Origin of the sequence: Rufibacter radiotolerans, from assembly GCF_001078055.1 — a bacterium.
Taxonomy (GTDB): Bacteria; Bacteroidota; Bacteroidia; order Cytophagales; family Hymenobacteraceae; genus Nibribacter; species Nibribacter radiotolerans.
This window is the reverse complement of record NZ_CP010777.1, coordinates 2,863,299-2,886,611: the sequence shown is the minus strand read 5'-3', so window position 1 is coordinate 2,886,611 and position 23,313 is coordinate 2,863,299. Positions and strand designations below refer to the sequence as shown.

At 54.5% G+C, this 23,313-nt stretch carries 13 protein-coding genes; all 13 read left to right on the top strand.

Translation table 11 applies throughout. The features are described from left to right. The first annotated feature begins 266 nt into the window (after positions 1-266). Positions 267-1,331: a serine hydrolase domain-containing protein gene (locus TH63_RS11925; RefSeq protein WP_048921127.1), complete on the top strand. Its 1,065-nt coding sequence runs from the start codon at positions 267-269 to the stop codon at positions 1,329-1,331. Between the two features lie 285 nt (positions 1,332-1,616). After that, positions 1,617-3,842, top strand: coding sequence for a glycoside hydrolase family 2 protein (locus TH63_RS11920; RefSeq protein WP_076606474.1), 2,226 nt, complete (start codon positions 1,617-1,619; stop codon positions 3,840-3,842). A gap of 83 nt (positions 3,843-3,925) precedes the next feature. Next, positions 3,926-5,611 (top strand): arylsulfatase, encoded by a 1,686-nt coding sequence (locus TH63_RS11915; protein ID WP_048921126.1) that lies wholly within the window; start codon positions 3,926-3,928, stop codon positions 5,609-5,611. A gap of 96 nt (positions 5,612-5,707) precedes the next feature. Next, positions 5,708-7,198: a sulfatase family protein gene (locus tag TH63_RS11910; RefSeq protein ID WP_048921125.1), complete on the top strand. Its 1,491-nt coding sequence runs from the start codon at positions 5,708-5,710 to the stop codon at positions 7,196-7,198. Between the two features lie 262 nt (positions 7,199-7,460). Further along, on the top strand, positions 7,461-8,876 hold the full coding sequence (locus TH63_RS11905; RefSeq protein WP_053093867.1) for a sulfatase family protein: 1,416 nt from the start codon (positions 7,461-7,463) through the stop codon (positions 8,874-8,876). Between the two features lie 82 nt (positions 8,877-8,958). Then, positions 8,959-9,981: a glycoside hydrolase family 43 protein gene (locus TH63_RS11900; protein ID WP_231583472.1), complete on the top strand. Its 1,023-nt coding sequence runs from the start codon at positions 8,959-8,961 to the stop codon at positions 9,979-9,981. A gap of 216 nt (positions 9,982-10,197) precedes the next feature. After that, complete coding sequence (locus tag TH63_RS11895) at positions 10,198-12,648, top strand: TonB-dependent receptor domain-containing protein (RefSeq protein WP_048921124.1); 2,451 nt, start codon at positions 10,198-10,200, stop codon at positions 12,646-12,648. 144 nt (positions 12,649-12,792) lie between these two features. Continuing rightward, the gene (locus TH63_RS11890) at positions 12,793-13,854 is read left to right on the top strand and encodes a formylglycine-generating enzyme family protein (protein ID WP_048921123.1); all 1,062 of its coding nucleotides are present in this window, start codon (positions 12,793-12,795) and stop codon (positions 13,852-13,854) included. A 982-nt stretch (positions 13,855-14,836) separates the two neighbouring features. Beyond that, on the top strand, positions 14,837-17,074 hold the full coding sequence (locus TH63_RS11880; RefSeq protein ID WP_082161660.1) for a glycoside hydrolase family 2 protein: 2,238 nt from the start codon (positions 14,837-14,839) through the stop codon (positions 17,072-17,074). A gap of 57 nt (positions 17,075-17,131) precedes the next feature. Further along, positions 17,132-18,697, top strand: a complete 1,566-nt coding sequence (locus TH63_RS11875; RefSeq protein ID WP_053093866.1) for a sulfatase family protein — start codon at positions 17,132-17,134, stop codon at positions 18,695-18,697. 197 nt (positions 18,698-18,894) lie between these two features. After that, a complete protein-coding gene (locus tag TH63_RS11870; RefSeq protein ID WP_156180569.1) occupies positions 18,895-20,340 on the top strand; it encodes a sulfatase in 1,446 nt (481 codons plus the stop codon). A gap of 159 nt (positions 20,341-20,499) precedes the next feature. Beyond that, on the top strand, positions 20,500-22,110 hold the full coding sequence (locus TH63_RS11865; protein WP_048922794.1) for a calcineurin-like phosphoesterase C-terminal domain-containing protein: 1,611 nt from the start codon (positions 20,500-20,502) through the stop codon (positions 22,108-22,110). A 381-nt stretch (positions 22,111-22,491) separates the two neighbouring features. Further along, positions 22,492-23,289 (top strand): hypothetical protein, encoded by a 798-nt coding sequence (locus TH63_RS11860; protein WP_048921121.1) that lies wholly within the window; start codon positions 22,492-22,494, stop codon positions 23,287-23,289. Positions 23,290-23,313 lie beyond the last annotated feature (24 nt).

Here is a 23,313-nt window from a genome sequence, read left to right as displayed (position 1 = left end):
ACCGAAGTGGGTGAAAGCGCTTTCTGGGTGCCGTTCTTCCTGCCCGGGTTATCTATGGCATGGTTATGTCTGGTGTCTGGGTGTACTGTTTGGAAGCGACAAATTACACCAGATTTGCCAAGGCAGCTATCAGAATCATTTCAAATACTACAACTATTGTAGCAGGGCAGAGGTGAGGTACAGGAATTGAGGCTGATATAGAGCCAGTTCCTCTTTTAAACCTCCACCCAGGTTTTAGGTCAAAGCACCAAACGCCACTATCTGCTATGAAAATCTTCCTGTACCTGGTGTTCTCGCTGTTTCTGACAAGCCTTGCAAAGGCTCAGCCTGCCTATGACTTCAAACAGGTAGACCGATTGCTGGAACAAAAGCTGCCGCAACTCAAAGGCCAGGGGGGAGGCTACGCGTTGGTAATGGTCAAAGACGGTAAGATGATCTATGACAAAAGTTTCGGGCAGTTTACGGCCGACCGGCCCGTGCCCATTGCCTCCGCCACCAAGTGGCTGTCTGGTGCGGTGATCATGAGTCTGGTAGATGCAGGGCAACTAAAGCTGGAAGACAAGGTGGCGGATTACCTGCCGGGCTTCACCGGCGAGAAAGCCAATATCACCATCCGGCAGCTGTTCTCCCACACCTCGGGCTTGCCCGGCGAAGGCCTGGATTCTCCTGTTTTAAACCAACGACAGGTGCCTTTTGATACTCTAGTGGCCCAGATAGCGGCCATGAAACTGGTCGCCAAACCCGGTACCGAGCTGCATTACGGCGGCCTGAGCATGCAGGTGGCCGGCCGTATAGCCGAGAAGGTATCGGGCATGGCTTGGGAAGAGCTGTTCCAGCAGAAAATCGGCCAGCCCCTGGGCATGCGCCGCACCACATTTGGCCGTACCAGCCCGCTGCGTAACCCCAGAATTGCCGGCGGGGCCGTGTCTACCGCTAATGACTACATGAAGTTCCTGCAGATGCTTTTGAACAAAGGTCATTACCAGGGCAAACGGGTGCTCTCAGAAAAAGCCGTGCAAACGCTCCTGCAAGACCAGACCCGCCAGGCTAAAGTAGTGGAAAGCCCCTTCACCAAGTTTATGCCGCTCCTGAAAGACAAAACCGAGGTGCGCTACGGCATTGGCGTGTGGCGCGAACGGGTACACCCCAAAACCGGCCAGGTGCTGGAAGCGGTCTCGCCGGGCGCCTTCGGGTTTACCCCCTGGATAGACGTGGAAAATAACCTGGCCGGCGTCTTCTCCACCCGGTCTGCGTTTGTGAAAGTGATGCCGGTATACCTGCAGGTAAAAGGATTGGTAAAGGAAGAACTGGCGGCCAAACCGGGCAACTAGCACAAGCAGAAGACAACCTGTTTTGAGCCTGTTTCCTACAAAACAGGCTTAAAACGCTTTCGGCTTGGCTCCAGTTTTTTCCCTGTCTTTCGGTGCGCCACCACTTTTCTTCCATCCATCTAACATCCAGGCAAAACCGGGCCTTGTGCCGAAAAAAGGCCGTAACACCAGCCAAACGACATAATTCCTAGCATTTGCTACAAATGTGATAAAGCGTTACCGGGGCATGGGCTAATATTGTGAACTGACCTATCTGACCAAACCCGGAAATAACCTTTGTCGCATATGATGAGAAGAAGCCTGCCTTTCCTTTTCGTTTTCCTTTGGACTTTTATTGCCCAGGCCCAGGACAAGAAAATCAACCCGGGCGGAATGAAAACCACCTGGGGCGAACAGGTAACCCCTGAGAACGCCTGGCGCCAGTACCCGCGTCCGCAGCTGGTGCGCACCAATTGGCTAAACCTGAACGGCCTCTGGAACTACGCCATTGTACCGCGCAACGCCTCTGAGCCCCGCAAATTTGACGGCAAGATTCTGGTGCCCTTCTGCGCCGAGTCCAGCCTGTCTGGCGTAGGCAAGATCGTGCAGCCTGACCAGAAGCTGTGGTACAACCGCACGTTCACGGTGCCGGCCTCCTGGAAAAACAAAAAAGTCCTGCTGCACTTTGACGCCGTAGACTGGGAAACCACCGTGTGGGTGAACGGCAAGAAAGTAGGTGACCACAAAGGCGGCTCAGACCCCTTCACCTTTGACATCACCAACGCCCTCAAGTTAGGCCAGCAGGAAGTGGTGGTCTCAGTCTGGGACCCCACCGACACCGATTCTCAGGCCCGTGGCAAGCAGGTGCTGGAGCCCAAAGGCATCTGGTACACGCCCGTAACCGGTATCTGGCAGACCGTGTGGCTGGAGCCCGTGGACAAGGCCTACGTGGCCAGCCTGGTGCCCGAGCCCAACATTGACCAAAACAAGGTAGTCATCAAAAACCAGGTGACCGGCGCCACCGGCAGAGAGAAACTGGTGGTAAAGGTGCTCAAAGACAACAAAGTTATTTCTGAGAAAACCGCCGCGGCCAACAGCCCCATAGAACTTTCAGTACCTAACCCGGAACTCTGGACACCTTACAGCCCGAGCCTGTACCAACTGGAAGTACAGTTGAAAGACGGCAACAAGACCTTAGACAACGTGAAATCTTACTTTGCCATGCGCAAGGTGGCCCTGGGCAAAGACGCCATGGGGTATGAGCGCCTCATGCTCAACAACCAGCCGGTGTTCCAGTACGGCACCCTGGACCAGGGCTGGTGGCCAGACGGCCTCCTGACCCCGCCTTCTGAGGCCGCCATGCGCTATGACATGGACGTGCTCAAAGACATGGGCTTTAACATGCTGCGCAAGCACATCAAGGTGGAGCCGTCGCGCTACTACTATTATGCAGACTCTATGGGCCTGCTGGTGTGGCAAGACATGGTGACCGGTTTCAAGACCGAAGACCGCGAGGTGCAGCATGTGAAAGCCGAAGCCAAAGAAGACTGGGCCCGTCCGGCAGAGTCTGCCAAACAGTTTGAAACCGAGTGGAAATCCATCATTGACCACCTGAAATTTTTCCCGTCTATTGCCGTGTGGGTGGTGTTTAATGAGGGGTGGGGCCAGTATGACACCAGGCGCCTGGTGGAGTGGACCCAGAAATACGAACCTACCCGCGTGATCAACGGCGTGAGCGGCTGGACCGACCGCGGCGTGGGTCAGATGAACGATGCCCACCATTACCCCGGCCCCGGCATGGAACCCGCCGAGCAGAACCCCGGCCGTACCATCGTGCTGGGCGAGTTTGGGGGCCTGGGCTTGCCCCTGGAAGGCCACATCTGGAACCCGGGCATGCGCAACTGGGGCTACCGCACCTACAAAACCAGTGACGAGCTGTTCAAGGAATACACCAAGCTCATGCACAACATGTACCCCATGGTGCACAGAGGCCTGTCGGCGGCCATTTACACCCAGACCACCGACGTGGAAGGCGAGGTGAACGGCCTCATTACCTATGACCGCAAGAAAATAAAGATTGACCCCGAACTGCTGCGCATCCTGCACAAACCGCTTTACAACACCCCGGTCAAGTCATGGGCTATTTTCCCAGACTCAGAGGTGAAGCCGCAGTCTTTGTTACTCACTGAGAAAAAACCAACGGTGAACGGGTTCCTCAACAAAGCTGATTTTGCTGCGGTGAACGCGCCCGTGATGCTCAAGAAAGGAGACAACCGCTGGGCGGCCCAGACCTTTACCCTGGCGCAGGTGCCCAATAACCTGCAGTTCAGAATTCTGGCCCACGGCGATGCCAAGGTGTACCTTAACGGAAAACTGGTGGTGAACAAGTTCATCAACACCAAGCGCCATTATGACGAGATCAACTTGAGCGAGTATTACAGCTACCTGAAGCCCGGCGACAACCACCTGGTGGTGGAGCTGATGAACGTGGGCGGCCCGGCGGCCTTTGACTTCGGTTTGTATTCCTTTTAAGGTTTTACCGCGTTTCAGGCCTGTTTTGAGAAAAACGCGCCTGAAACGCCTTTTGCTTTAAACATGCTCTTAACCCCTGTGCCATGAGAAGTCCCTTGTTTTTGCTGTTTTTGGGCCTGGCCTGCCTCACCGGTTGCTCCGGGGGTGTGACTGGCCAGAAAGAGAAGGAAGACAAACGGCCCAATATTGTGGTGATCCTGGCAGATGACCTGGGCTACTCAGACGTGGGCTGCTACGGCGGTGAGATCAGTACGCCCGCCCTGGACAGCCTGGCGCAGAATGGCCTTCGGTTTACCCAGTTCTATAACGTGTCCCGCTGCTGCCCCACCCGGGCCTCGCTCATGACGGGCCTGTACCCGCACCAGGCCGGCATAGGCGGCATGACCCATGACAACAAAACCCCCGGTTACCGCGGCTATCTCACCGAGAACACCGTCACCATTGCCGAACTTTTACGGGCCGCCGGCTACCACACGGGCATGGTGGGCAAATGGCACATCTCCCAAACCGAGGAACTCCCCAAAGAAGAGCACCTGAAATGGCTGGCCCACCAGGTGGAAAAGGAAAAATTCTCGCCCTTGAGCCAATACCCCACCGCCCGCGGCTTTGACAAATACTACGGCAACCTCTGGGGCGTGGTAGATTACTTTGACCCCTTCAGCCTGGTGAACGGCATCACCCCGGTGAAATCGGTGCCCAAAGACTACTACCACACCACGGCCATCGGGGACTCGGCGGTCGCCTACGTGGAGAAATTCACCAAAGACGAGAAGCCCTTCTTCCTGTACGTGGCCCATACTGCGCCGCACTGGCCGCTGCAGGCGCCACACGAAGACATTGCCAAGTATGAAAACACCTACCAGGTAGGGTGGGAGGCCATCCGGAATGCCCGCTATGACCGCATGGTCAAGATGGGGTTGTTGGAGGAAAAATCGGCGCCTTTGTCTCCCTGGATGTTCCCCGAGAAGAAATGGGACACCAACTCAGACCAGGAATTTGACGCCCGGGCCATGGCCGTGCATGCCGCCATGGTAGACCGCATGGACCAGACCATTGGCAAACTGGTGCAGAAACTCAAAGACAAAGGCGAGCTGGACAATACTATTATTTTCTTTCTGTCAGACAACGGTACCAGCTCAGAAAGGCCATCCAAATACGGCCCTGGCTTTGACCGCGCCGGCAGTACCCGCCAGGGAGTGCCCGTGGTGTTTCCGGTGGACAAGCAGGCGCTGCCGGGCTCCCAGATGGTGCATTCGGGCATTGGGCCGGAGTGGGCCAGCGTGGGCAACACCCCGTTCCGTTATTTCAAAGCCAAATTGCATGAAGGCGGCATGAACACGCCTTTCATTGTGCACTGGCCTGCCAAAGTGAAGAACAAAGGCGGTTTCTCGCGCCAACCGGCACACGTCATGGACATCATGGCCACCTGCCTGGATGCCTCCGGCGCCACTTATCCCCAAACGTTTGAAGGCCGCCCGCTTACGCCCATGGCGGGTAAAAGCTTTCTGGGTGCTCTGTTGGGCAAAGAGCAGCCCGGCCACGAGACTATTTTCTGGGAGCACCTGGGGGCGGCGGCGCTACGTCAGGGGAACTGGAAACTGGTGCGCCTGGGCGCAAAAGCCAAATGGGAACTCTATGACCTGGCCCAAGACCGAACAGAAACTAATAACTTAGCAGACCAGAACCCCGGCAAAGTGACCGCCATGGCGCAGGTCTGGGAGAAAATGGCGCAGGAACAGAACGTGTATCCGGGTCCGGGAAGTCATTAAACTAAAAGCGTAACATTTGTTTTAGGCCTGTTTTTGCGAAAACGGCCTTTAAACAGGATATTTCAACAGCAGAAGAATCTATTAGCTAGAGTGCATATGGTAAAGCAAAGAGTATTGGTATGGGTGTGCCTTTTCACGGGCTGGGTAACCGCTTCCTGCAGCAAACAACAGGCGTCGCAAACCGCCGCGCCAAGCCAAACCGCACAGACGGCCGCTCCCGCCAGCCGGCCCAATATTGTGGTGTTCATAGGTGATGACCTGGGCGCCACAGACATTGGCCCTTACGGCAACAAAGTGGTGCAGACGCCCAACCTGGACAAGTTGGCCAAAGAGTCTATGCTGTTCACGCGTACGTTTGCCGGATCCCCCACCTGCGGGCCTTCGCGCAGCACTTTAATGACAGGCTTGATGCCCTTCCGGCACGGGGCCCATGGCAACCACAGCGGCGTGAAAAAAGGCACCAAATCGCTGGTGCAGTACCTGCAGCCGCTGGGCTACAAAGTAGTGATTGCCGGCAAATACCATATTGGGCCTGAAGACGTGTTCGCGTTTGAACGCATCTCTAAAACCAACGTGCCGGAACCCGGCTTTGAAGGCAAATCCGGCCTGAACTGGGACCTGAACATGGAGCCGGTAGATACCTGGCTGAGCCAGCAACCCAAAGACCAGCCCTTCCTGCTCATCGTGGCAGACCACAGCCCGCACGTGATCTGGCCCGAAAAATCGCGCTATAACCCCCAAACCATTGACATCCCCAGCATTCACGTGGACACAAAAGACACCCGGAAATCACGTGTGCGCTACTATGAAGACATTACCAAGATGGACGGCAACGTGGGCAAACTCCTTAAGAGCCTGGACCAGCATAACCTGGCCCAGAACACCATGCTCGTCTTCACCGCCGACCAGGGCCCGCAATTTCCTTTCGCCAAGTGGAGCCTCTATGACTACGGCATCCAGACGCCCATGCTCATCAGGTGGCCCGGTCAGGTGAAACCCAATACCCGCACCGGCGCCCTGGTATCACAAGCAGATCTGTTGCCTACCTTCATGGAGATTGCCGGCGGAACGGCTCCTGCCAACATTGACGGGCAGAGCTTTTTGTCGGTGCTCAAAGGCCAGAAAGACACGCACCATGAGCAGGTGTTTGCCTCGCACACCGGCGACCGGCTTATGAACCGTTCCCCTTCGCGCATGCTGCGCACCACCCGCTACAAGTACATTCTCAACCTGGCCCCCGAGAACGTGTACCACACGCACATGGACAAAGCCAAAGACCATGACGGTGGGCGCGAGTACTGGGATTCCTGGGTAGCCAAAGCCAAAACCGACCAGCATGCCGCCGCGGTGTTGCAACGCTACCATCAGCACCCCAAAGAAGAACTCTATGACCTGCAGGCAGACCCCAAAGAGACCAAAAACATAGCTGCAGACCCACAACACGCCAAACTGCTGGCGGGCTTCAGAACCCAACTGGCGGCCTGGCGCCAACAGCAAGGCGACCAAGAAACCGGCCCCGAGGTGATCAAAGACGAACCTCAGCAGAAGGGCCAGAAACCGGTGGCTCCCTACGTGTTCCTGGATTAGGAAGAAGTGTTTCTTCTGGTTCAAGTTTCTAACTTGGACCCACCATGGGCGGAAGTTTGTAACTTCCGTGAGGCGAAAGCCTCAAAGGCGCATAGCTGAAAGTTGGAAAGAAGTAGAATAAATGATCCTGTGGCAAGAGGAAAGAATCCAGGAAGCCTCCGGATTTAAAAAAAGAAAGTCACCTGTTTCAGGGACGTTTTACGGAAAACAGCCCTGAAACAGAAAGTACAGACAAAGACAGAACGTGCAAGCGGAAAGAAATATGAGCAGATCTAAAAGAGTCTTGATAGCCAGAGTTTTCCTGTGCCTGTTCACCGGGCTGAGCGCCTGCACGCCCAAGGCGCAGAGCCCCCAGGCCGCGGCGCCCGCCCCGCCCAGGCAACCCAACATTGTCATTATCATGGCAGATGATCTGGCCAGCGGTGAACTGAGCTGCTATGGCGGCAAGAACCTGCAGACGCCTAACATTGACGCTTTGGCCAAGGAGGGACTTAAGTTCAACAAGATTTACGCCTCAGAGGCGATGTGCGTGCCCATCAGGGCCTCGCTTTTCACGGGCCTGTACCCGGTGCGGCATGGCTCGTTCCAGAACCACAAACCGGTGCAGGACAACCTCAAAAGCATTGGCCATTACCTGGGTGATCTGGGCTACCGCGTGGCCCTCACGGGCAAAGACCACAGCACTAAACCCCGCACCGTGTTCCCGTTTGAGATCATAGACGGTTTTGAGGTGAATTGCGTGGCTAAAACCGCCGACTATAGCGTGGACGGCATTCGGAATTTTGTCACTTCCAGCCAGAAGCCGTACTGCCTGTTTGTGATGAGCACCAATCCGCATGCTCCCTGGACCGTGGGCGACCCCTCTGAGTTTGACCACGACAAACTGACGCTGCCCGCCCATTGGGTAGACACCAAACAGACCCGACAGCAGTTCACCAAATACCTGGCCGAGGTGCGGCAACTGGACAACGAGGTAGGCGACGTGATGAAAATGCTCAAGGCCACCGGTCAGGATAAAAACACTATGGTCATCTTTCTGGGCGAGCAGGGGCCACAATTTCCCGGGGGCAAGTGGAATCTCTGGGACCACGGCGTGAAAAGCTCCATGATTGTGCGCCTGCCCGGCAAGGTGAAAGCCGGTACCCAAACCAATGCCCTGGTGCAGTATGAAGACATCACGCCCACGCTGGTAGCCCTGGCCGGCGGCGGCGCCGTTCCGGGCCTGGACGGCACCAGCTTCCTGCCCGTGCTGGAAGGCAAAACCCAGCAGCACCGGCAATACGCGTACGGGGTGCACAACAACATCCCCGAAGGGCCCTCTTACCCCATCCGGAACATTCAGGATGACCGCTACAAACTCATTCTTAACCTGACGCCGGCCGCCAATTACCACATCAAGTACATGATGAACCCCAAAGTGCCAAACCCTACCTGGCAAACTTGGCAAGACCGGGCAAAGGAAGATGAAAGAGCGAAATTCCTGACCAACCGCATTGTGCACCGGCCGGCCGTTGAGTTCTATGACACTCAGCAGGACCCCGCAGAGTTGAATAACCTGGCCGGCAACCCCGCCTACGCCGCCAAGGTCAAAGAGCTTACCGCAGAGCTCCAGAAATGGATGAAGCAGCAGGGAGACGAAGGCGCCTCCATGGACCGGGAACACGCGAAACACCAATAACCAGAATTCCTGTTTTAGGGCCGTTTTCAGAGAAATGGCCCCTAAACAGAAAATACTAGACCACCAGCTTTACCTTTTCCCCATGAATTTTACAGGTACCCGCGTACAATCTTTTCTCAGACTTTCTCTTTGCGCCGCCCTGCTGCAAACCGTGGCTATGGGGTGCCAAACCACCCAGGCCCCGCAGCCGTCAGCCCCCGCGGCGCAGGCCACGCCTATTGCCCTGGCAGACCCTACCATGTTTTTCCATGACGGTACCTATTACCTGTACGGTACCGGCAACCCCCAGGGCTTTCAGGTATACACCTCCCAGGATATGAAAACCTGGAAAGGCCCCACCGGGAACAGTGACGGTTTCGCGCTCAAAAAAGGCGACGCCTTCGGGAGTTCCAAGTTCTGGGCGCCGCAGGTGTTCCTGTACAACGGCAAATTCCACATGGCTTACGTAGCCGATGAAGGCATTGCCATTGCCACCAGTGATAGCCCGCTGGGCCCGTTTTCCCAAACCGATAAAAAGGCCCTTGCCGCCCCGGTAAAGCAGATTGACCCGTTCCTGTTTATAGACGATGACGGTAAGAAGTACATGTACCACGTGCGCGTGGCAGACGGCGGTAACCGCATGTTTGTAGCCGAGATGTCCGATGACCTGTCGGCCATGAAAATGGAGACCTTGAAGCAGTGCATTGAAGCCACCGAGCCCTGGGAAAACACCGAGAAAGACGCCTGGTCCGTGACCGAAGGCCCTACGATTTTGAAGCACAAAGGCACTTATTACTTCATCTACAGCGCCAACCATTTCAAGTGGCCTTCTTACGCCGTGGGTTACGCCACCAGCAATAGTCCTTATGGCCCCTGGGAGAAATACACGGGCAACCCGATCATCAGCAAGGCCAACCTAAACTACAACGGAACCGGCCACGGCGATGTGGTCAAAGACCAGAAAGGCAACATGTTCTACGTCATGCACACCCACCAATCGGCTACGCAGATCAACCCCAGAAAAACCGGGGTGGTGAAGATGATATTCTCCAAGGACCCCAAAGGCGGGGCCGATATCCTGAGCGTGGACCCCAAGACCTTCCATTTCCTGGAGGCCACCCAGTAAACCCGTTTCCCTGTCTTTCTCCCAACCTTAAAGGTCGGCCGAAGTTCCTGGCAACAGATCTACGGCCTGAGGGAGGAGATTCCCGTTTTGGGGCTGTCATCTTGAAAACAGGCCCAAAACGCCTTTTAGCCAGTGAAGTAAGGCGAAGAAGCAAAAGCGCGTTAAACCATTCCATGCTTAGCGCATCTAACCAGCCCAAATGACTTTCCCTTTTTTATGAAGAGAATACTTACCCTTCTTTTGGTTTTCGTGTCAGTGCTTCAGGTGGTGGCCCAGTCGGGCTCCATTGGGGGGCAGGCTTTGAGTAAGATTGACTCTAAACCCATTGACTTTGCCACCGTCACGCTGCTGAACGCGGCAAACAGCAAGGTCATCACCGGGGCCATGACCGATGCCCAGGGCAAGTTCCTGCTTAATAAACTGGCGCCGGGTACCTACCACGTGCAGGTGCAGTTCCTGGGCTTTGAGGTCTGCAAGGTGCAGAACATTTCCCTTTCCCGTGGTCAGGATTTGAAATTGCCTACTATTCTGCTGGCTCCCAGCCAGATGTTGCTCCAGGAAATAACCGTGACCGGTGAAAAGGCGGCGGTCTACCACCAGATAGACAAGCAGGTGTACAGCGCGGCGCAATTCCAGACCGCCACCGGCGGCACCGGGGTAGACGTGCTCAAGAACCTGCCTTCCATTTCGGTAGATGCCCAAGGCCAGATCAACATGCGCGGCTCCACCGGGTTTACCGTGTTTTTGAACGGCAAGCCGGTGCAGTCAGATGCGGCGGCGCTCTTAAGCCAGATTCCGGCCAACGCCATTGAAAACGTAGAGGTAGTGACGGCGCCCTCGGCGAAATATGACCCGGACGGCAAGGCGGGCATCATCAACATCACCACCAAAAAAGGGGCAGATAACGGCTATTCGGTTTTAGTGAACATGCAGGGCGGCCTGCCCAGCATTGAGCCCTACGGCAACGCCGAAAGCGCCAAAAGATACGGCGGAGACGCCACCGTGAGCTTCCGGAAAGACAAATGGGACGTGTCTGTAGGCGGAAGCTACGTGCGCAATGACATTGCCGGCAGAAGGGTAGGGGACGTGAATACCACCATAGGTAACCGCCGCACTTCTTTCCCGTCTGTAGACGAACGCAGCTTTGACAAATACAACCGCTCGCTGCGGGCGACCGTGATCTTTGCCCTGGATGAGCGCAACACCTTCCAGACCGGTTTCTACTACGGCAACCGGACCGAGTACCGCTTAGCGGATATCAACTACAACAATACCACCACCAATGCCTCTACCAAGGAGGTGATTGGCCGCAGCCAGTATTTCAACTCCAACCTGGTGAAGAAAAGCGGTGATTTCTCCATTGCCAACCTGGACTACACCCACAAGTTCAGGAACAGCGCCACGCTTTCCCTTTCTGGCCTGGTGGAACGCGACAAACTCTCTGGCTACACCAAAAACCTGAACCTGCACAGCCAGGACGTGCGGGACACCCTGCAGTACACCGAGAACACCAATGAACGCCCGTTAAACGGGTTGCGCCTGCGCACTGATTTCGCGACCAAATTAGGCGCCGGTAAATTGGAGTCTGGCTACCAGTACCGTCACCACAATGATGATGGCCAGTTTGTTTACAAGCAAAAAGACCAGGGCGCCAGCAACTATGTTTTCTACCCCGAGTTCAGCGGCAACGTGAACCTGACCAATGAGATTCACTCGGTGTACACCCAGTATTCCGGCAAGGTAGCCAAGCTGGAGTATGCGGCGGGACTGCGCTATGAGTACGCGGCCCGTGACTTCACCATCCGGGAGAATACCTATGAACTGAACCTGAGCAATTTCTTCCCCTCGGCTAACGTGTTTTATTCCCTCAATGACAACTGGAAGGCCAAGGCCGGGTATAGCCGCCGCGTACAGCGCAGTTCCAGCTTTGAGCTGAACCCCTTGCCGGAGCGGGAGCACTCAGAGACCCTGGAGCAAGGGGACCCGGAACTGCTGCCCGAGTTTGTGAACCTGAGTGAGGCCGGGCTGGTGCGTAACTTTGAGAAAGGCTCGGTGTTTGCCACCTTCTACCACCAGGACATCAAGAACGTGATCAACCGCGTGAACAACGTGTACGCAGACACCGTGCTGGGCCGCATTTACACTAACGCCGGCAGAGCCAGCCGTCTGGGTCTGGAAGTAGGGTTTGACTACAAGCCCACCCACTGGTGGAAATTCTACCTGGGCGGAAACGTGTATGACTACAACATCAAAGGCTCCCTATTTGACAACACCGTTACCGTGAACAACGGCAGCCTGGTGTACTCTATTAACGCCAACTCCAGCTTTAACCTGAGTTCTACCACCACCCTGCAGGGCACGTTCAACTACCTGTCTGAGCGGGCCACCGCCCAAGGCGAGGACTCCCGATTCTACAACCCCAGCCTGGCTCTGCGCAAGACCTTCCTGGACGGAAAGCTGGCCGCCACCCTGCAATGGCAGAACATAGACATGGGCTTGCTCAACTCCAATGAGCAGCGCATTACTACCCGCGGGCGTGACTTCTACACCACCACCAATTACATTTATGAGGTAGACGTGATTATGCTTAACCTGAGTTTTAACCTGAACAAACTGGGCAAGAAAGTGAAGTTCACAGAAAGCGAGTTCGGCGAAAAAGAATTCTAGACTTTTTGCGCAAAGCCATTTATTTAGGTAAATTCCTAATTCCTTTTACCAGTTGGGGCGAAGTAAAAACCGGTTGGTTTCTTCTGAGTCTCAATCCGAAGCCCTTTGAGGCGGGGCATTTTTCTATTGTAGTTTAAAGTACCTATGCAGTTTACAAGAGCCATTACCCTTAGCTTAACCTGTTCGCTGGGCTTAAGTCTGTTCAATTGCCAGAAAGCCGAAGAAGAGAAAACCCAGGCCGCTACCTCCACGGCCGCCGTAGCCCCCGAAAACTTGGTCAGCACGGACACTATCCCGTCTAAGATGGTCTACATTCCCGGGGGTATTTTCAAGATGGGTTCCGGTGAGCAGAATTTCCCGGACTCGCAGCCCATACATGAGGTAGAGGTGAACGGTTTTTGGATGGACGAGCATGAGGTGACCAACGCCGAGTTTGCGCAATTTGTGGCCGCCACCGGCTATAAAACCGTGGCCGAGCGCACCCCCAACGCCGCAGATTTCCCGGGCGTTCCCGAAGAATACCTGGTAGCCGGTTCTGGGGTGTTCACGCCCACGGCCACTGCGGTGCCTTTAGACAATGTGCTGCAATGGTGGAAGTACGTGCCTGGCGCCAGCTGGAAAAATCCCAAAGGCCCAAGCAGCTCGCTGGATGGTCAGCAGAACAAACCGGTGGTGCACGTGAGTTACGTAGATGCCGCTGCTTACGCTAAATGGGCCGGTAAGCGCCTTCCCACCGAGGCGGAATGGGAGTTCGCGGCCCAGGGCGGCAAAGGCCGGAGAAATTACTACTGGGGCGATGAACTGACCCCAGACGGCAAATGGATGGCCAATATCTACCAGGGCAACTTCCCGGACAAGAACACCGGCGCCGATGGTTTCATTGGCGCGGCCCCCGTGAAATCCTTTCCCGCCAACGGTTACGGTTTATACGACATGGACGGCAACGTATGGGAGTGGTGCAATGACTTCTACCGCCCCGACTATTACGCCCAGAGCCCCAAGAAGAACCCCCAAGGCCCCACCGACAGCTTTGACCCAGAGGAGCCCAGCGTAGTAAAACGGGTGCAGCGAGGCGGCTCTTTCCTGTGCAGTGACCAATACTGCATCAGGTACAAACCCGGTAGCCGCGGCAAAGGCGAAGTCAGCAGCGCCTCAGATAACCTGGGATTCCGGTGCGTGAAAGACGCCCCCGCGCCTAAAAGCTAAGTGTAAAAAATCTACTCCTGTTTTAAGGCTGTTTTTTTCAAAACAGCCTTAAAACAGGAAAATTACTATTAGAATCGCCTGGTGCCAGGGTCTGTCAAAGGCCCTGCTCACCAGCCTTTTTGGTGGGTATGGGAGTAAGCCTAATTGCCTTTAGGTAACTTCTGTTTTAAGCCCATTTTTCGCAAAACAATACCAAAACGCAATAAGCGGTATTCCCTCTCCCTGCGGGAGAGGGCTAGGGTGAGGGGCAGCGGTGGTTGCTTGGCAAGAGCTTATCTTATTAAGAGCACCCCCATCCTCTGCTTTTCGGGAGTTCTACTCCCGAAAAGGCCTGCTGCGGAGTTCTACTCCGCCGGGAACCATGAGATGATGTTGCAGAAGTAGGGGAGTGGAACTCCGAAAGAGCGATGCCTTGAAACCTCTTCCTAGTTCCCCGGCCTGTCCCCTGACTGGACGGAAGAAATGCCCCACCTCTGGCAATGGCTGCCTTTTGGCCTGTCAGGGGACAGGCCAAGGAGAAGAAAAGGTGCAATCATTTCATAGCTGAGGCTTTTCTAATTTGAAACCCACGCCCCCTCATCCTAACCTTCTCCCTCAGGGAGAAAGAATAACGCTATTACCCTTGAACCTTCTGAAACATAGCAACAAATTAGTCCTCTTTAACCGGCACATGTCTCTTCCACCACCCGGCCTTGCCAACGGTCCCATGATTAAAAATTAAAGCCCCTGCATTTCCCAAATCCTGAACTCCAGACTCAGAACTGTTAACTTTTAAGACCCAAATCCTCTCCACTACAATATTGCCAGCATTTCCTACAAATGTGCTACTGACGGTAAAAGGCATTCAGTATCATTGTTGCTGTTAGGTTTTCCCTATTCCAGATCTAAAAGGAGGCAGGAAATGACCTGTTTCGGCTATCCATATACCCCTGTAAGAAAGGTCCTGGAGACAAGACGCCTTTCGGCTTATCTTTTATTTTGTATGAAGAAATTAACGCTCTTAATTTCATTATCTCTTCTGATGCTGGGGCAGGCCCAGGGCCAAACGTGGCAGCCGGTAGGGGATAAGATTAAAACCAAATGGGCTAAGAATGTAAATCCGGGCAACGCCTGGCAGGAGTACCCCAGGCCTCAGCTTAAGCGCGCCGACTGGAAAAACCTGAACGGCCTCTGGGAGTACGCCATCCAGAAGAAAGGACAGCCGCAGCCTAAGCAATTCCAGGGGAAAATACTGGTTCCGTATGCGGTAGAATCCAGCCTGTCTGGCGTGGGGAAACCCCTGCTGCCAGATCAGGAGCTGTGGTACAGAACCACCTTCTCGGTGCCCTCCTCCTGGAAAGACCAAAACGCCATCCTGCACTTTGAAGCCGTAGACTGGCAGACCACCGTGTACCTGAACGGCAAGAAAGTAGGCGAGCACAAAGGCGGCTCAGACCCGTTCTCCTTTGATGTTTCCAGCTACCTGAAAAAAGGCGACCAGGATTTGGTAGTGCAAGTCTGGGACCCCACCGATTCTGACATCCAGCCGCGGGGCAAGCAGATTCTCAAGCCTCACGGGTTCTGGTACACGGCCGTGTCTGGTATCTGGCAAACCGTCTGGCTGGAGCCCGTGCACAAAGCGGCAATCAAAACCTTGGTGCCGGAAGCAGATATTGACAAAAACCTGGTGACCCTGAAATCAAGCCTGTTCCAGGGGACCGGCAAAGAGCAGTTACGCTACAAAATCACCTATAAAGGCGCTGTGGTGGCGGAGAAAGAAGTGCCTTACCAGGAAGCTATTTCCCTTTCCATTCCGGAGCCGCACCTGTGGTCGCCGGAGTACCCTAACCTGTACCAACTGAAGCTGGAAATTGTAAAAAGCGGTCAGGTGCTGGACCAAGTAGATACCTATTTCGCCATGCGGAAAATAGCGCTAGGGCAAGACAAGAACGGCTACGTGAAACTGTTCCTCAACAACCAACCCTATTTCCATTGGGGCGTGCTGGACCAGGGCTGGTGGCCAGATGGTTTATTGACGCCGCCCTCTGATGAGGCCATGAAATATGACATGGAGGTAGTCAAAGCCATGGGCTACAATACCATCAGAAAACACATAAAAGTAGAGCCTGCCCGCTTTTACTATCACGCCGATACCATGGGCCTGCTGGTATGGCAAGACATGCCCTCGGGCTTCCTGAAACTAGGCCACGAGGAGCAGCACGTAAAATTTGACGCCACCAAAGATTGGGCCCGGCCCAAAGAATCTGCGGTGCAGTTTGAGAAAGAGTGGAGATCCATCATTGATAATTTTAGATTCTTCCCGTCTATTGTGGTGTGGGTGCCTTTCAATGAAGGCTGGGGGCAGTATGACACGGAGCGGGTGGTAAACTGGACCCAGACCTATGACCCTACCCGCCTGGTAGACGGCACCAGCGGCTGGACTGACCGCAAAGTGGGCCACATGTTTGATGCCCACCAGTACCCCGGTCCTTCTATTGAACCCAGCAGCCAGAACGCCGGAAGGGCCATTGTGCTGGGCGAGTTCGGGGGGCTGGGCTACCCGGTGCAGGACCATTTATGGGAGAAGGGGAAGCGCAACTGGGGCTACCGCACCTACCTCACCGGAGACCAGTTGATAGATGAATACACCAAGCTGCTGCACAACGTGTACCCGCTTATCTCCAGGGGGTTGGCGGCGGCCATCTATACCCAGACCTCAGACGTGGAAGGGGAGGTGAACGGCCTCATGACCTATGACCGTGAAGTGATCAAAGTACCCGTGGCCACCGCCCGCATTCTGCATGAACCGCTGTTCTACAAAGACGTGAAAAATCGGGAATACATCTTACGGGATTCTGAGGTGGAGACCTCTTCCATGATGGCCTCTTACGTCTTCCCGGGCCAGGGCTGGAACCTGCACAATCCCTTTAACGCGGCCTTCAAAAAGATAACCGGGCCCGTGCCAGTGAAAAAAGGACAGGCCCTGTGGGCGGCCAACAGCTTCATGCGGCAGGACCTGCCAGAAAGAATGGCATTGAAGGTCTTCGCCCGCGGCGATCTTAAGATTTACCTCAATGGCCATCTTATCCATAACCGCTACACCCTCACCAAGCGGCATTATGATGAAATCAACATCAGTGAGTTTACCAAATTCCTGAAGCAAGGAAAAAACGTGATCGGGTTTGAGCTGCAGAACGCGGTGGAAGACTCTGAATTTGATTTCGGGTTATACGAATTTTAACAGCAGGCCTGCTTCTATGGGGTGGGCCTGCTCTTCTTAAAAGGTTATCTTGAACCCATGGGAGAACTGTCTTTGAAACGCATTGGTTTTTTCCTGTTGCTGCTAGGGCTAGCCTCCGGCCAGGCCCAGACGGCAGCAGGAGCAGCAGCCAAAAAGCCTAATATTCTGTTCTGCATTGCAGATGACGCCTCGCTGGTGCACATGGGCGCTTACGGCAGCACCTGGGTGAAAACCCCGGCCTTTGACCGCGTAGCCAAAGAAGGGGTGCTGTTTCTGAACGCCTATACGCCCAATGCCAAATGCTCGCCGTCCAGGGCCTGCCTGCTTACCGGCAGAAACCCCTGGCAACTGGAGGAAGCAGCCAACCACTGGTCCAATTTCCCGGCCAAGTTTGGCACCTTTATGGAAGAACTGGGCCGCAACGGCTACAAGACCGGTTTCACCGGCAAAGGCTGGGGACCCGGCAACCCAGGCCAGTTGAACGGCAAACGCCGCGACCTGTCCGGACCCGCTTACAACGCCCTCAAAACCAAACCACCCACCGGCGGCATCTCCAACCTTGATTATGCAGCTAACCTGGAGAAGTTCCTGGACGAGAAAAAGGCAGAGCAGCCCTTCGTTTTCTGGTTCGGCGCCCATGAGCCGCACCGGCAGTACCAGTCAGGGTCTGGGGTGGCCAAAGGCAAAAAGCGGCTAGCCGATATTGACAAGGTGCCCCCGTATTGGCCAGACAATGCCACCGTTAGAAATGACATGCTGGACTACGCCTTTGAGGTGGAATACTTTGATGCGCAACTGGCCAAAATGCTGCAGATGCTGGAGAAGCGCGGCGAGCTGGAGAACACCATTATTGTGGTGACTTCAGACAATGGTATGTCGTTCCCCAGGGTTAAGGGCCACGTGTATGAGGCCGCCAACCACCTGCCGTTGGCCATTATGTGGAAGAACGGCATTAAGCGCCCCGGCCGCAAGATCCAGGACTTTGTAAGTTTCATTGACCTGGCGCCCACGTTCATGGACCTGACCCAGGTAACCCCCGGCAAATCCACCATGCAACCCATACAAGGAAGATCCCTCAAACCCGTTCTTCTCTCAGACAAAGACGGGTGGGTAAACAAAAACAATAACTATGTTTTGCTGGGCCGCGAGCGCACAGACGTTGGCAGACCCAATGACTGGGGTTACCCGGTGCGCGGCATTGTGAAAGAGAACTTCATCTACACCATCAACTATGAACCAGACCGCTGGCCGGCGGGCAACCCCGAGACCGGTTTCATGGACGTAGACAACAGCCCCACTAAAACGGCGGCCCTCCAAACCAAAGACAACCCGGCCCAGCAATATATCTGGGACCTCAATTTCGCGAAGAAGCCCATGGAGGAACTGTACCAGTTTGACAAAGATCCTTTCTCCGTCAAAAACATAGCACCAGAGGCTTCCTTTGCCCAGGTGAAGAAAGACCTGAAAGCCCAGTTGGAGAAAGAACTGAAGGCCCAGCAAGACCCCAGAATGTTTGGCAAGGGCGACCTCTTTGACCAATACAAAAGCGCCAATGACAAAGCCCGCGGGTACTATGAGCGCTTCATGAAAGGAGAGGAGTTGCCCCGCAGTGGCGGACATTAAAAGACCATGACCGTTTGCCTGAGCCAGGAAATGATTTCAGCCAGGCAAGCCTTAAATAAGATTTCATATTCTCCGGTAAGCATAGGTGAGAAAAGGAGGGTGGCTACCCCGCCTGACAGACAGTTTGGGAGCCCCTCCTTTTTACCTGTTTTACCAAAAACGTCTTCAAAACAGAAACCCTTAGTGGATCTATTTCTATGACCAACCTACCACATAACATAAAGAAATTTCTGGCCGTGCTGGGCGTAGTGGCGCTGGCTTCAAGCTGTTCTTCTTCCAACTCCCGGACGGCCAGCGTGCCCCAGGCCCGGCAACCCAACGTTATTTTTATCTTAGCCGATGACCTGGGGTATTCTGAACTGGGTGCCTATGGCAATACCTTTAATGAGACGCCTAACCTGGACAAACTGGCCGCCGAAGGCGTTCGGTTCACCAGTGCCTACGCTGCCGCGCCCGTCTGCTCGCCTTACCGCGCCGCGCTCATGGTGGGGCAGTACCCGGCCCGTATTGGCATCACAGACTACCTGCGGCCAGATGCCGCCGGTCACCTGGATACCGCCTATGTCACCCTGGCCGAGATGTTCCAGCAGAACGGCTATAAAACCGGTATTGTGGGCAAATGGCACCTTTCGGGGTACCTTAACCACAAGGCCCCGGAAGAAACCCTGCCCGACAAGCACGGCTTTGACGAAGTGCTTATCAGTGAGAACCGGGGCATCGCCAACGGGACCTACTTCCACCCCTACCACTTTAACCGCGAGGTGGCCAAAAAGCTGCCCGGCGACAAGGAATACCTCACCGACCGCCAGAACGTGGAGGCTGTGGAGTTCATTGAGCGCAACAAAGAGAAACCGTTCTTTCTGTACCTGAGCCATTACGGCGTGCACACCCAACTGCACGGCAAGCCTGCCCTGGTAGACAAGTTCCGGAAGAAGCCAGGGGCCGGCACAAGCGCGCCCTCCAAAGAGAACCCAGACAACGACCCCTACAAAAAATACCCCTCTGATTACTGGGCACCCAAAAACAATCCGCATTTGGCGGCCCAACTGTACTCTATTGACGAGGGCGTGGGCATGATCATGGAAAAACTCAAGAGCCTGGGGCTGGACAAAAACACCATCGTGATTTTTACCAGTGACAACGGCGGCGAGTCTAACGTGACCTCCAACGCCCCCTTGCGCGCGGGCAAAAGCACCCTGTATGAAGGCGGTGTGCGGGAGCCTCTGATTGTCTGGAACCCCAGCCGGTTTGCCCAGGGCGCGGTGGTGCAGGAACCCGTGGTGAACTTCGATTTCTACCCTACCTTGCTGGAAACTATTGGCGCCAAAAACACTGCCCAGAAGTTTGACGGCCTGTCGTTTGCCAAGCTCTTGAAAACCCCGGGTGCCTCTTTACCGGCCCGCAATTTTTACTGGCATTACCCACTGGCAGAGCCACACTTTCTGGGCGGCCGGTCGGCGGGCAGTATCCGGAAGGGTGACTGGAAGCTGATTGAGTTCTTTGACAAGGACAAGGAGCAACTCTACAACCTCAAAGAAGACATTGGCGAACAGAACGACCTGGCCAAAAAATACCCCGAAAAGGTGAAAGAACTGCAGAAAGACCTGGCCGCCTGGAGAACGCAGGTAGGCGCTAAGATCTAAGCCGGCGTACTCTGTCTCTAAAAAGCCCGTTTTGGGCCTGTTTTGCCAAAAACGGCTCCAGAACGGAAAGCGCTCCCCAAAAAAAGTAACACAAGCATAACCTAGAAGACAGCCGCCTTTGCAGGCTGGGAAAGTAATTTGAGGGCCAACTTTACAGCCATGATGAATAATAAGAAATTTACCCTTTTGGCCGGCGGGCTGCTGCTGGCCTGGGGCGTGCAGGCGCAAAGCACCGTGACGGGGTATGTGTTTGCAGATGCCAACGGAAACGGCAAAAAAGACAGCCGCGAGAAAGGCCTGGCCCAGGTGGCGGTCAGCAATGGCCGCGAAGTGGTGCTTACTGATAAAAAGGGAAAGTACACGCTGCCCATCGGCAAGGATCAGATTATCTCCGTGATAAAGCCGGCCGGTTACAAGCCCAGGGTGAATAAGGAAAACTTGCCGCAGTTCTTCTACATCCATAAACCAGGCGGTTCTCCGCAAATGAAATTCAAGGGGGTGGCGCCCACGGGGCCGCTTCCTGCCTCCGTTGACTTCGCGTTTACGCCCACGGCGGAGAAAGAAAACTTTACGGCCCTACTGTTTGGGGACCCGCAGCCCTACAGCCAGGAGGAGGTCGATTTCTTCGCCAAGGGCGTGGTTTCTGAGGTGGAAGGAGTGAAAAACGTGGCCTTTGGGCTAAGCTTGGGCGATCTGGTAGGTGATAACCTGAACCTGATGAACCCTTATATTACGGCGGTGCAGAAAGTGGGCATTCCGTGGTACAACCTCATGGGCAACCATGACATGAACAAAGACGTGAAGGCAGATTCTTTGTCAGATGAAACGTATGAGGCGCATTTCGGGCCGGCCAACTACGCGTTCAACTACGGCAAGGCGCACTTCATCATTCTGGATGACATTCTGTACCCGGCGCCCCGCGGCGTGAAAGGCAACTATGGCGCCGGTTTCCGGAAAGACCAGCTGGACTTCATTGAAAATGACCTGAAGTTCGTGCCCAAAGACCGCCTGGTGGTGCTGGCGTTCCATATTCCGCTTAAACCTACCATGCGCAAAAAGGACCTGGACCGTTTGTTCACGCTGTTGAAAGACTACCCGCACACGCTGTCTATCTCGGCGCACACGCACATTCAGAAGCAGGACTTTTTCTCTAAGGAAGATGGCTGGCAGCAGGACCGGCTGCACCATGAGTACAATGCCGCCACCACCTCGGGCAACTGGTATTCTGGCAAGCTGGCCAAAGACGGCACCCCTGAATCTTATATGCCAGACGGCACGCCCAAAGGCTACGCTTTTTTAACCGTTACCGGTAACCAGTACGCCATTGACTACAAAGTGGCGGGCCAGCCCAAAGAGTACCGCATGTCCCTTAGGGCGCCCAAGGTGGTAGGCAAAGGCAAAAGCACCACCGCCAGTGTGTACGCCAATTTTTTCATGGGCAGCGAGCGCGACACCCTGCGCTACCGGGTAGATAACGGCAAGTGGAGCAACATGGCCTACCACCCCGAGTCTGACCCCACCTTTCTGGACCGGCTCTACGAATGGGACACAATTGAGACGCTGTTCCCGGGCCCGGTGCGGCGGCCCAGCAATGCCGTGAAAAGCACCCACCTGTGGCGCGGTTCCATTCCCGCGGACCTGGAAGTGGGCGAACACGTGATTGAGGTACAGGTGAAGGATATGTTTGGGCGCACGTTCACAGACAAGATCACTTACCGCATTGAGGCCAACCGGCCCGCTGAGGTAAAGCAGGCTAGGAAGGCAGAATAGCTACTTAAAACAATGGTTGTTCTCTGCCGCTGTTTCAGGCCTGTTTTCTTAAAAACAGGCCTGAAACAGCGGCTTTTTTTATGGCAAACAGTGGTTTTGTTCAAGGCGTCACCTGTCAGACCTCAGATTCTGGGTAAACATCGGGACAACCGTTTGTCACCTGTGGCGGGTTTTAGTATGGCAGAATCCTTTGCAGACTATGCGGCGTAAGAAAAAGGAAAGTACGTGTTGCTGCTAAAAGAAGAACAGGAAAGGTTTTGGGGACATGTTTGCCGTTATAGCGCAGGCTTCTCTTTTCTTTCGCTGTTTATGGGCCTCTGTTCTTAGGCTTGCGCTGGAATTAGTTTTACATAATGCCCTCAGTCTGCTACCCATGGCACTATGATACGGTTTGCTAGTTGTCTGCTGTTCACTGTCTTCCTGACCTTCTTTTCCATTTCTGTTAAGGCCCAGAATACTGCCAACCTCTATTATATCATTAAAAAGGAGAAGGTAGAGGACGGGAGCCTGAAGCTGGTATACAGAGACCAGAATGATTCTGTAAGGCCCATCCAGATGTGTTACCCCAGACTGAAGGCCGAGGGGTTGTATGTAGAAGACGGAGTGCCCGTGTTCCATTTCAGGAGAATACCTTCTACAGAGTTTGATGCTGTCCCAGACTGTATCTCTAACTCTACCCCCTTAGGTCGTTTTGAGATAGATTTGAGAAAGCGGAAGATTGGTGATACGCATAAGATAGCCAAGCTTCCGTTCAGGGCAATCAACTGGAACGCCTCCCTTACCCTGTATAAAATAAGGCCCGGACAAAACGGCAACCCAGTCTTTGCGGTAAGTGACCCGGCCTCTATGCTGGTTTCTGTTATTTACGGCTACACCTTTGGGTTTTCAAAAATTGACCATGAGTCCATCACCAATTACTACACCACCATTGGGCCTTTTGTGGGCATTACCTCGGCCAGCCTTACCAGCGAAACCGTCACCAATCCCCAATTACTGGCAAAAGACCAGAGTAATGTGGCGTACTCTTATGGACTAAGTGCTGTTTTAGGCAGAAACAACTTCGGCTTTTCCCTTTCCTTTGGGTTTGATGCCAGCATAGGGAAGAATTCCTCCCTCTGGATTTACCAGCATAAGCCTTGGTTTGGCATTGGGGTGAGCGCCGGGTTGGGAATGTTTTAAACCCGGCCAGAGCAGTCTAACCCT

Excerpts from the sequence above, each read along its gene's own strand:
- TH63_RS11925 (WP_048921127.1), top strand. The coding sequence starts at position 267 with ATGAAAATCTTCCTGTACCTGGTGTTCTCGCTGTTTCTGACAAGCCTT.
- TH63_RS11920 (WP_076606474.1), top strand. The coding sequence starts at position 1,617 with ATGATGAGAAGAAGCCTGCCTTTCCTTTTCGTTTTCCTTTGGACTTTT.
- TH63_RS11915 (WP_048921126.1), top strand. The coding sequence starts at position 3,926 with ATGAGAAGTCCCTTGTTTTTGCTGTTTTTGGGCCTGGCCTGCCTCACC.
- TH63_RS11910 (WP_048921125.1), top strand. The coding sequence starts at position 5,708 with ATGGTAAAGCAAAGAGTATTGGTATGGGTGTGCCTTTTCACGGGCTGG.
- TH63_RS11905 (WP_053093867.1), top strand. The coding sequence starts at position 7,461 with ATGAGCAGATCTAAAAGAGTCTTGATAGCCAGAGTTTTCCTGTGCCTG.
- TH63_RS11900 (WP_231583472.1), top strand. The coding sequence starts at position 8,959 with ATGAATTTTACAGGTACCCGCGTACAATCTTTTCTCAGACTTTCTCTT.
- TH63_RS11895 (WP_048921124.1), top strand. The coding sequence starts at position 10,198 with ATGAAGAGAATACTTACCCTTCTTTTGGTTTTCGTGTCAGTGCTTCAG.
- TH63_RS11890 (WP_048921123.1), top strand. The coding sequence starts at position 12,793 with ATGCAGTTTACAAGAGCCATTACCCTTAGCTTAACCTGTTCGCTGGGC.
- TH63_RS11880 (WP_082161660.1), top strand. The coding sequence starts at position 14,837 with ATGAAGAAATTAACGCTCTTAATTTCATTATCTCTTCTGATGCTGGGG.
- TH63_RS11875 (WP_053093866.1), top strand. The coding sequence starts at position 17,132 with ATGGGAGAACTGTCTTTGAAACGCATTGGTTTTTTCCTGTTGCTGCTA.
- TH63_RS11870 (WP_156180569.1), top strand. The coding sequence starts at position 18,895 with ATGACCAACCTACCACATAACATAAAGAAATTTCTGGCCGTGCTGGGC.
- TH63_RS11865 (WP_048922794.1), top strand. The coding sequence starts at position 20,500 with ATGATGAATAATAAGAAATTTACCCTTTTGGCCGGCGGGCTGCTGCTG.
- TH63_RS11860 (WP_048921121.1), top strand. The coding sequence starts at position 22,492 with ATGATACGGTTTGCTAGTTGTCTGCTGTTCACTGTCTTCCTGACCTTC.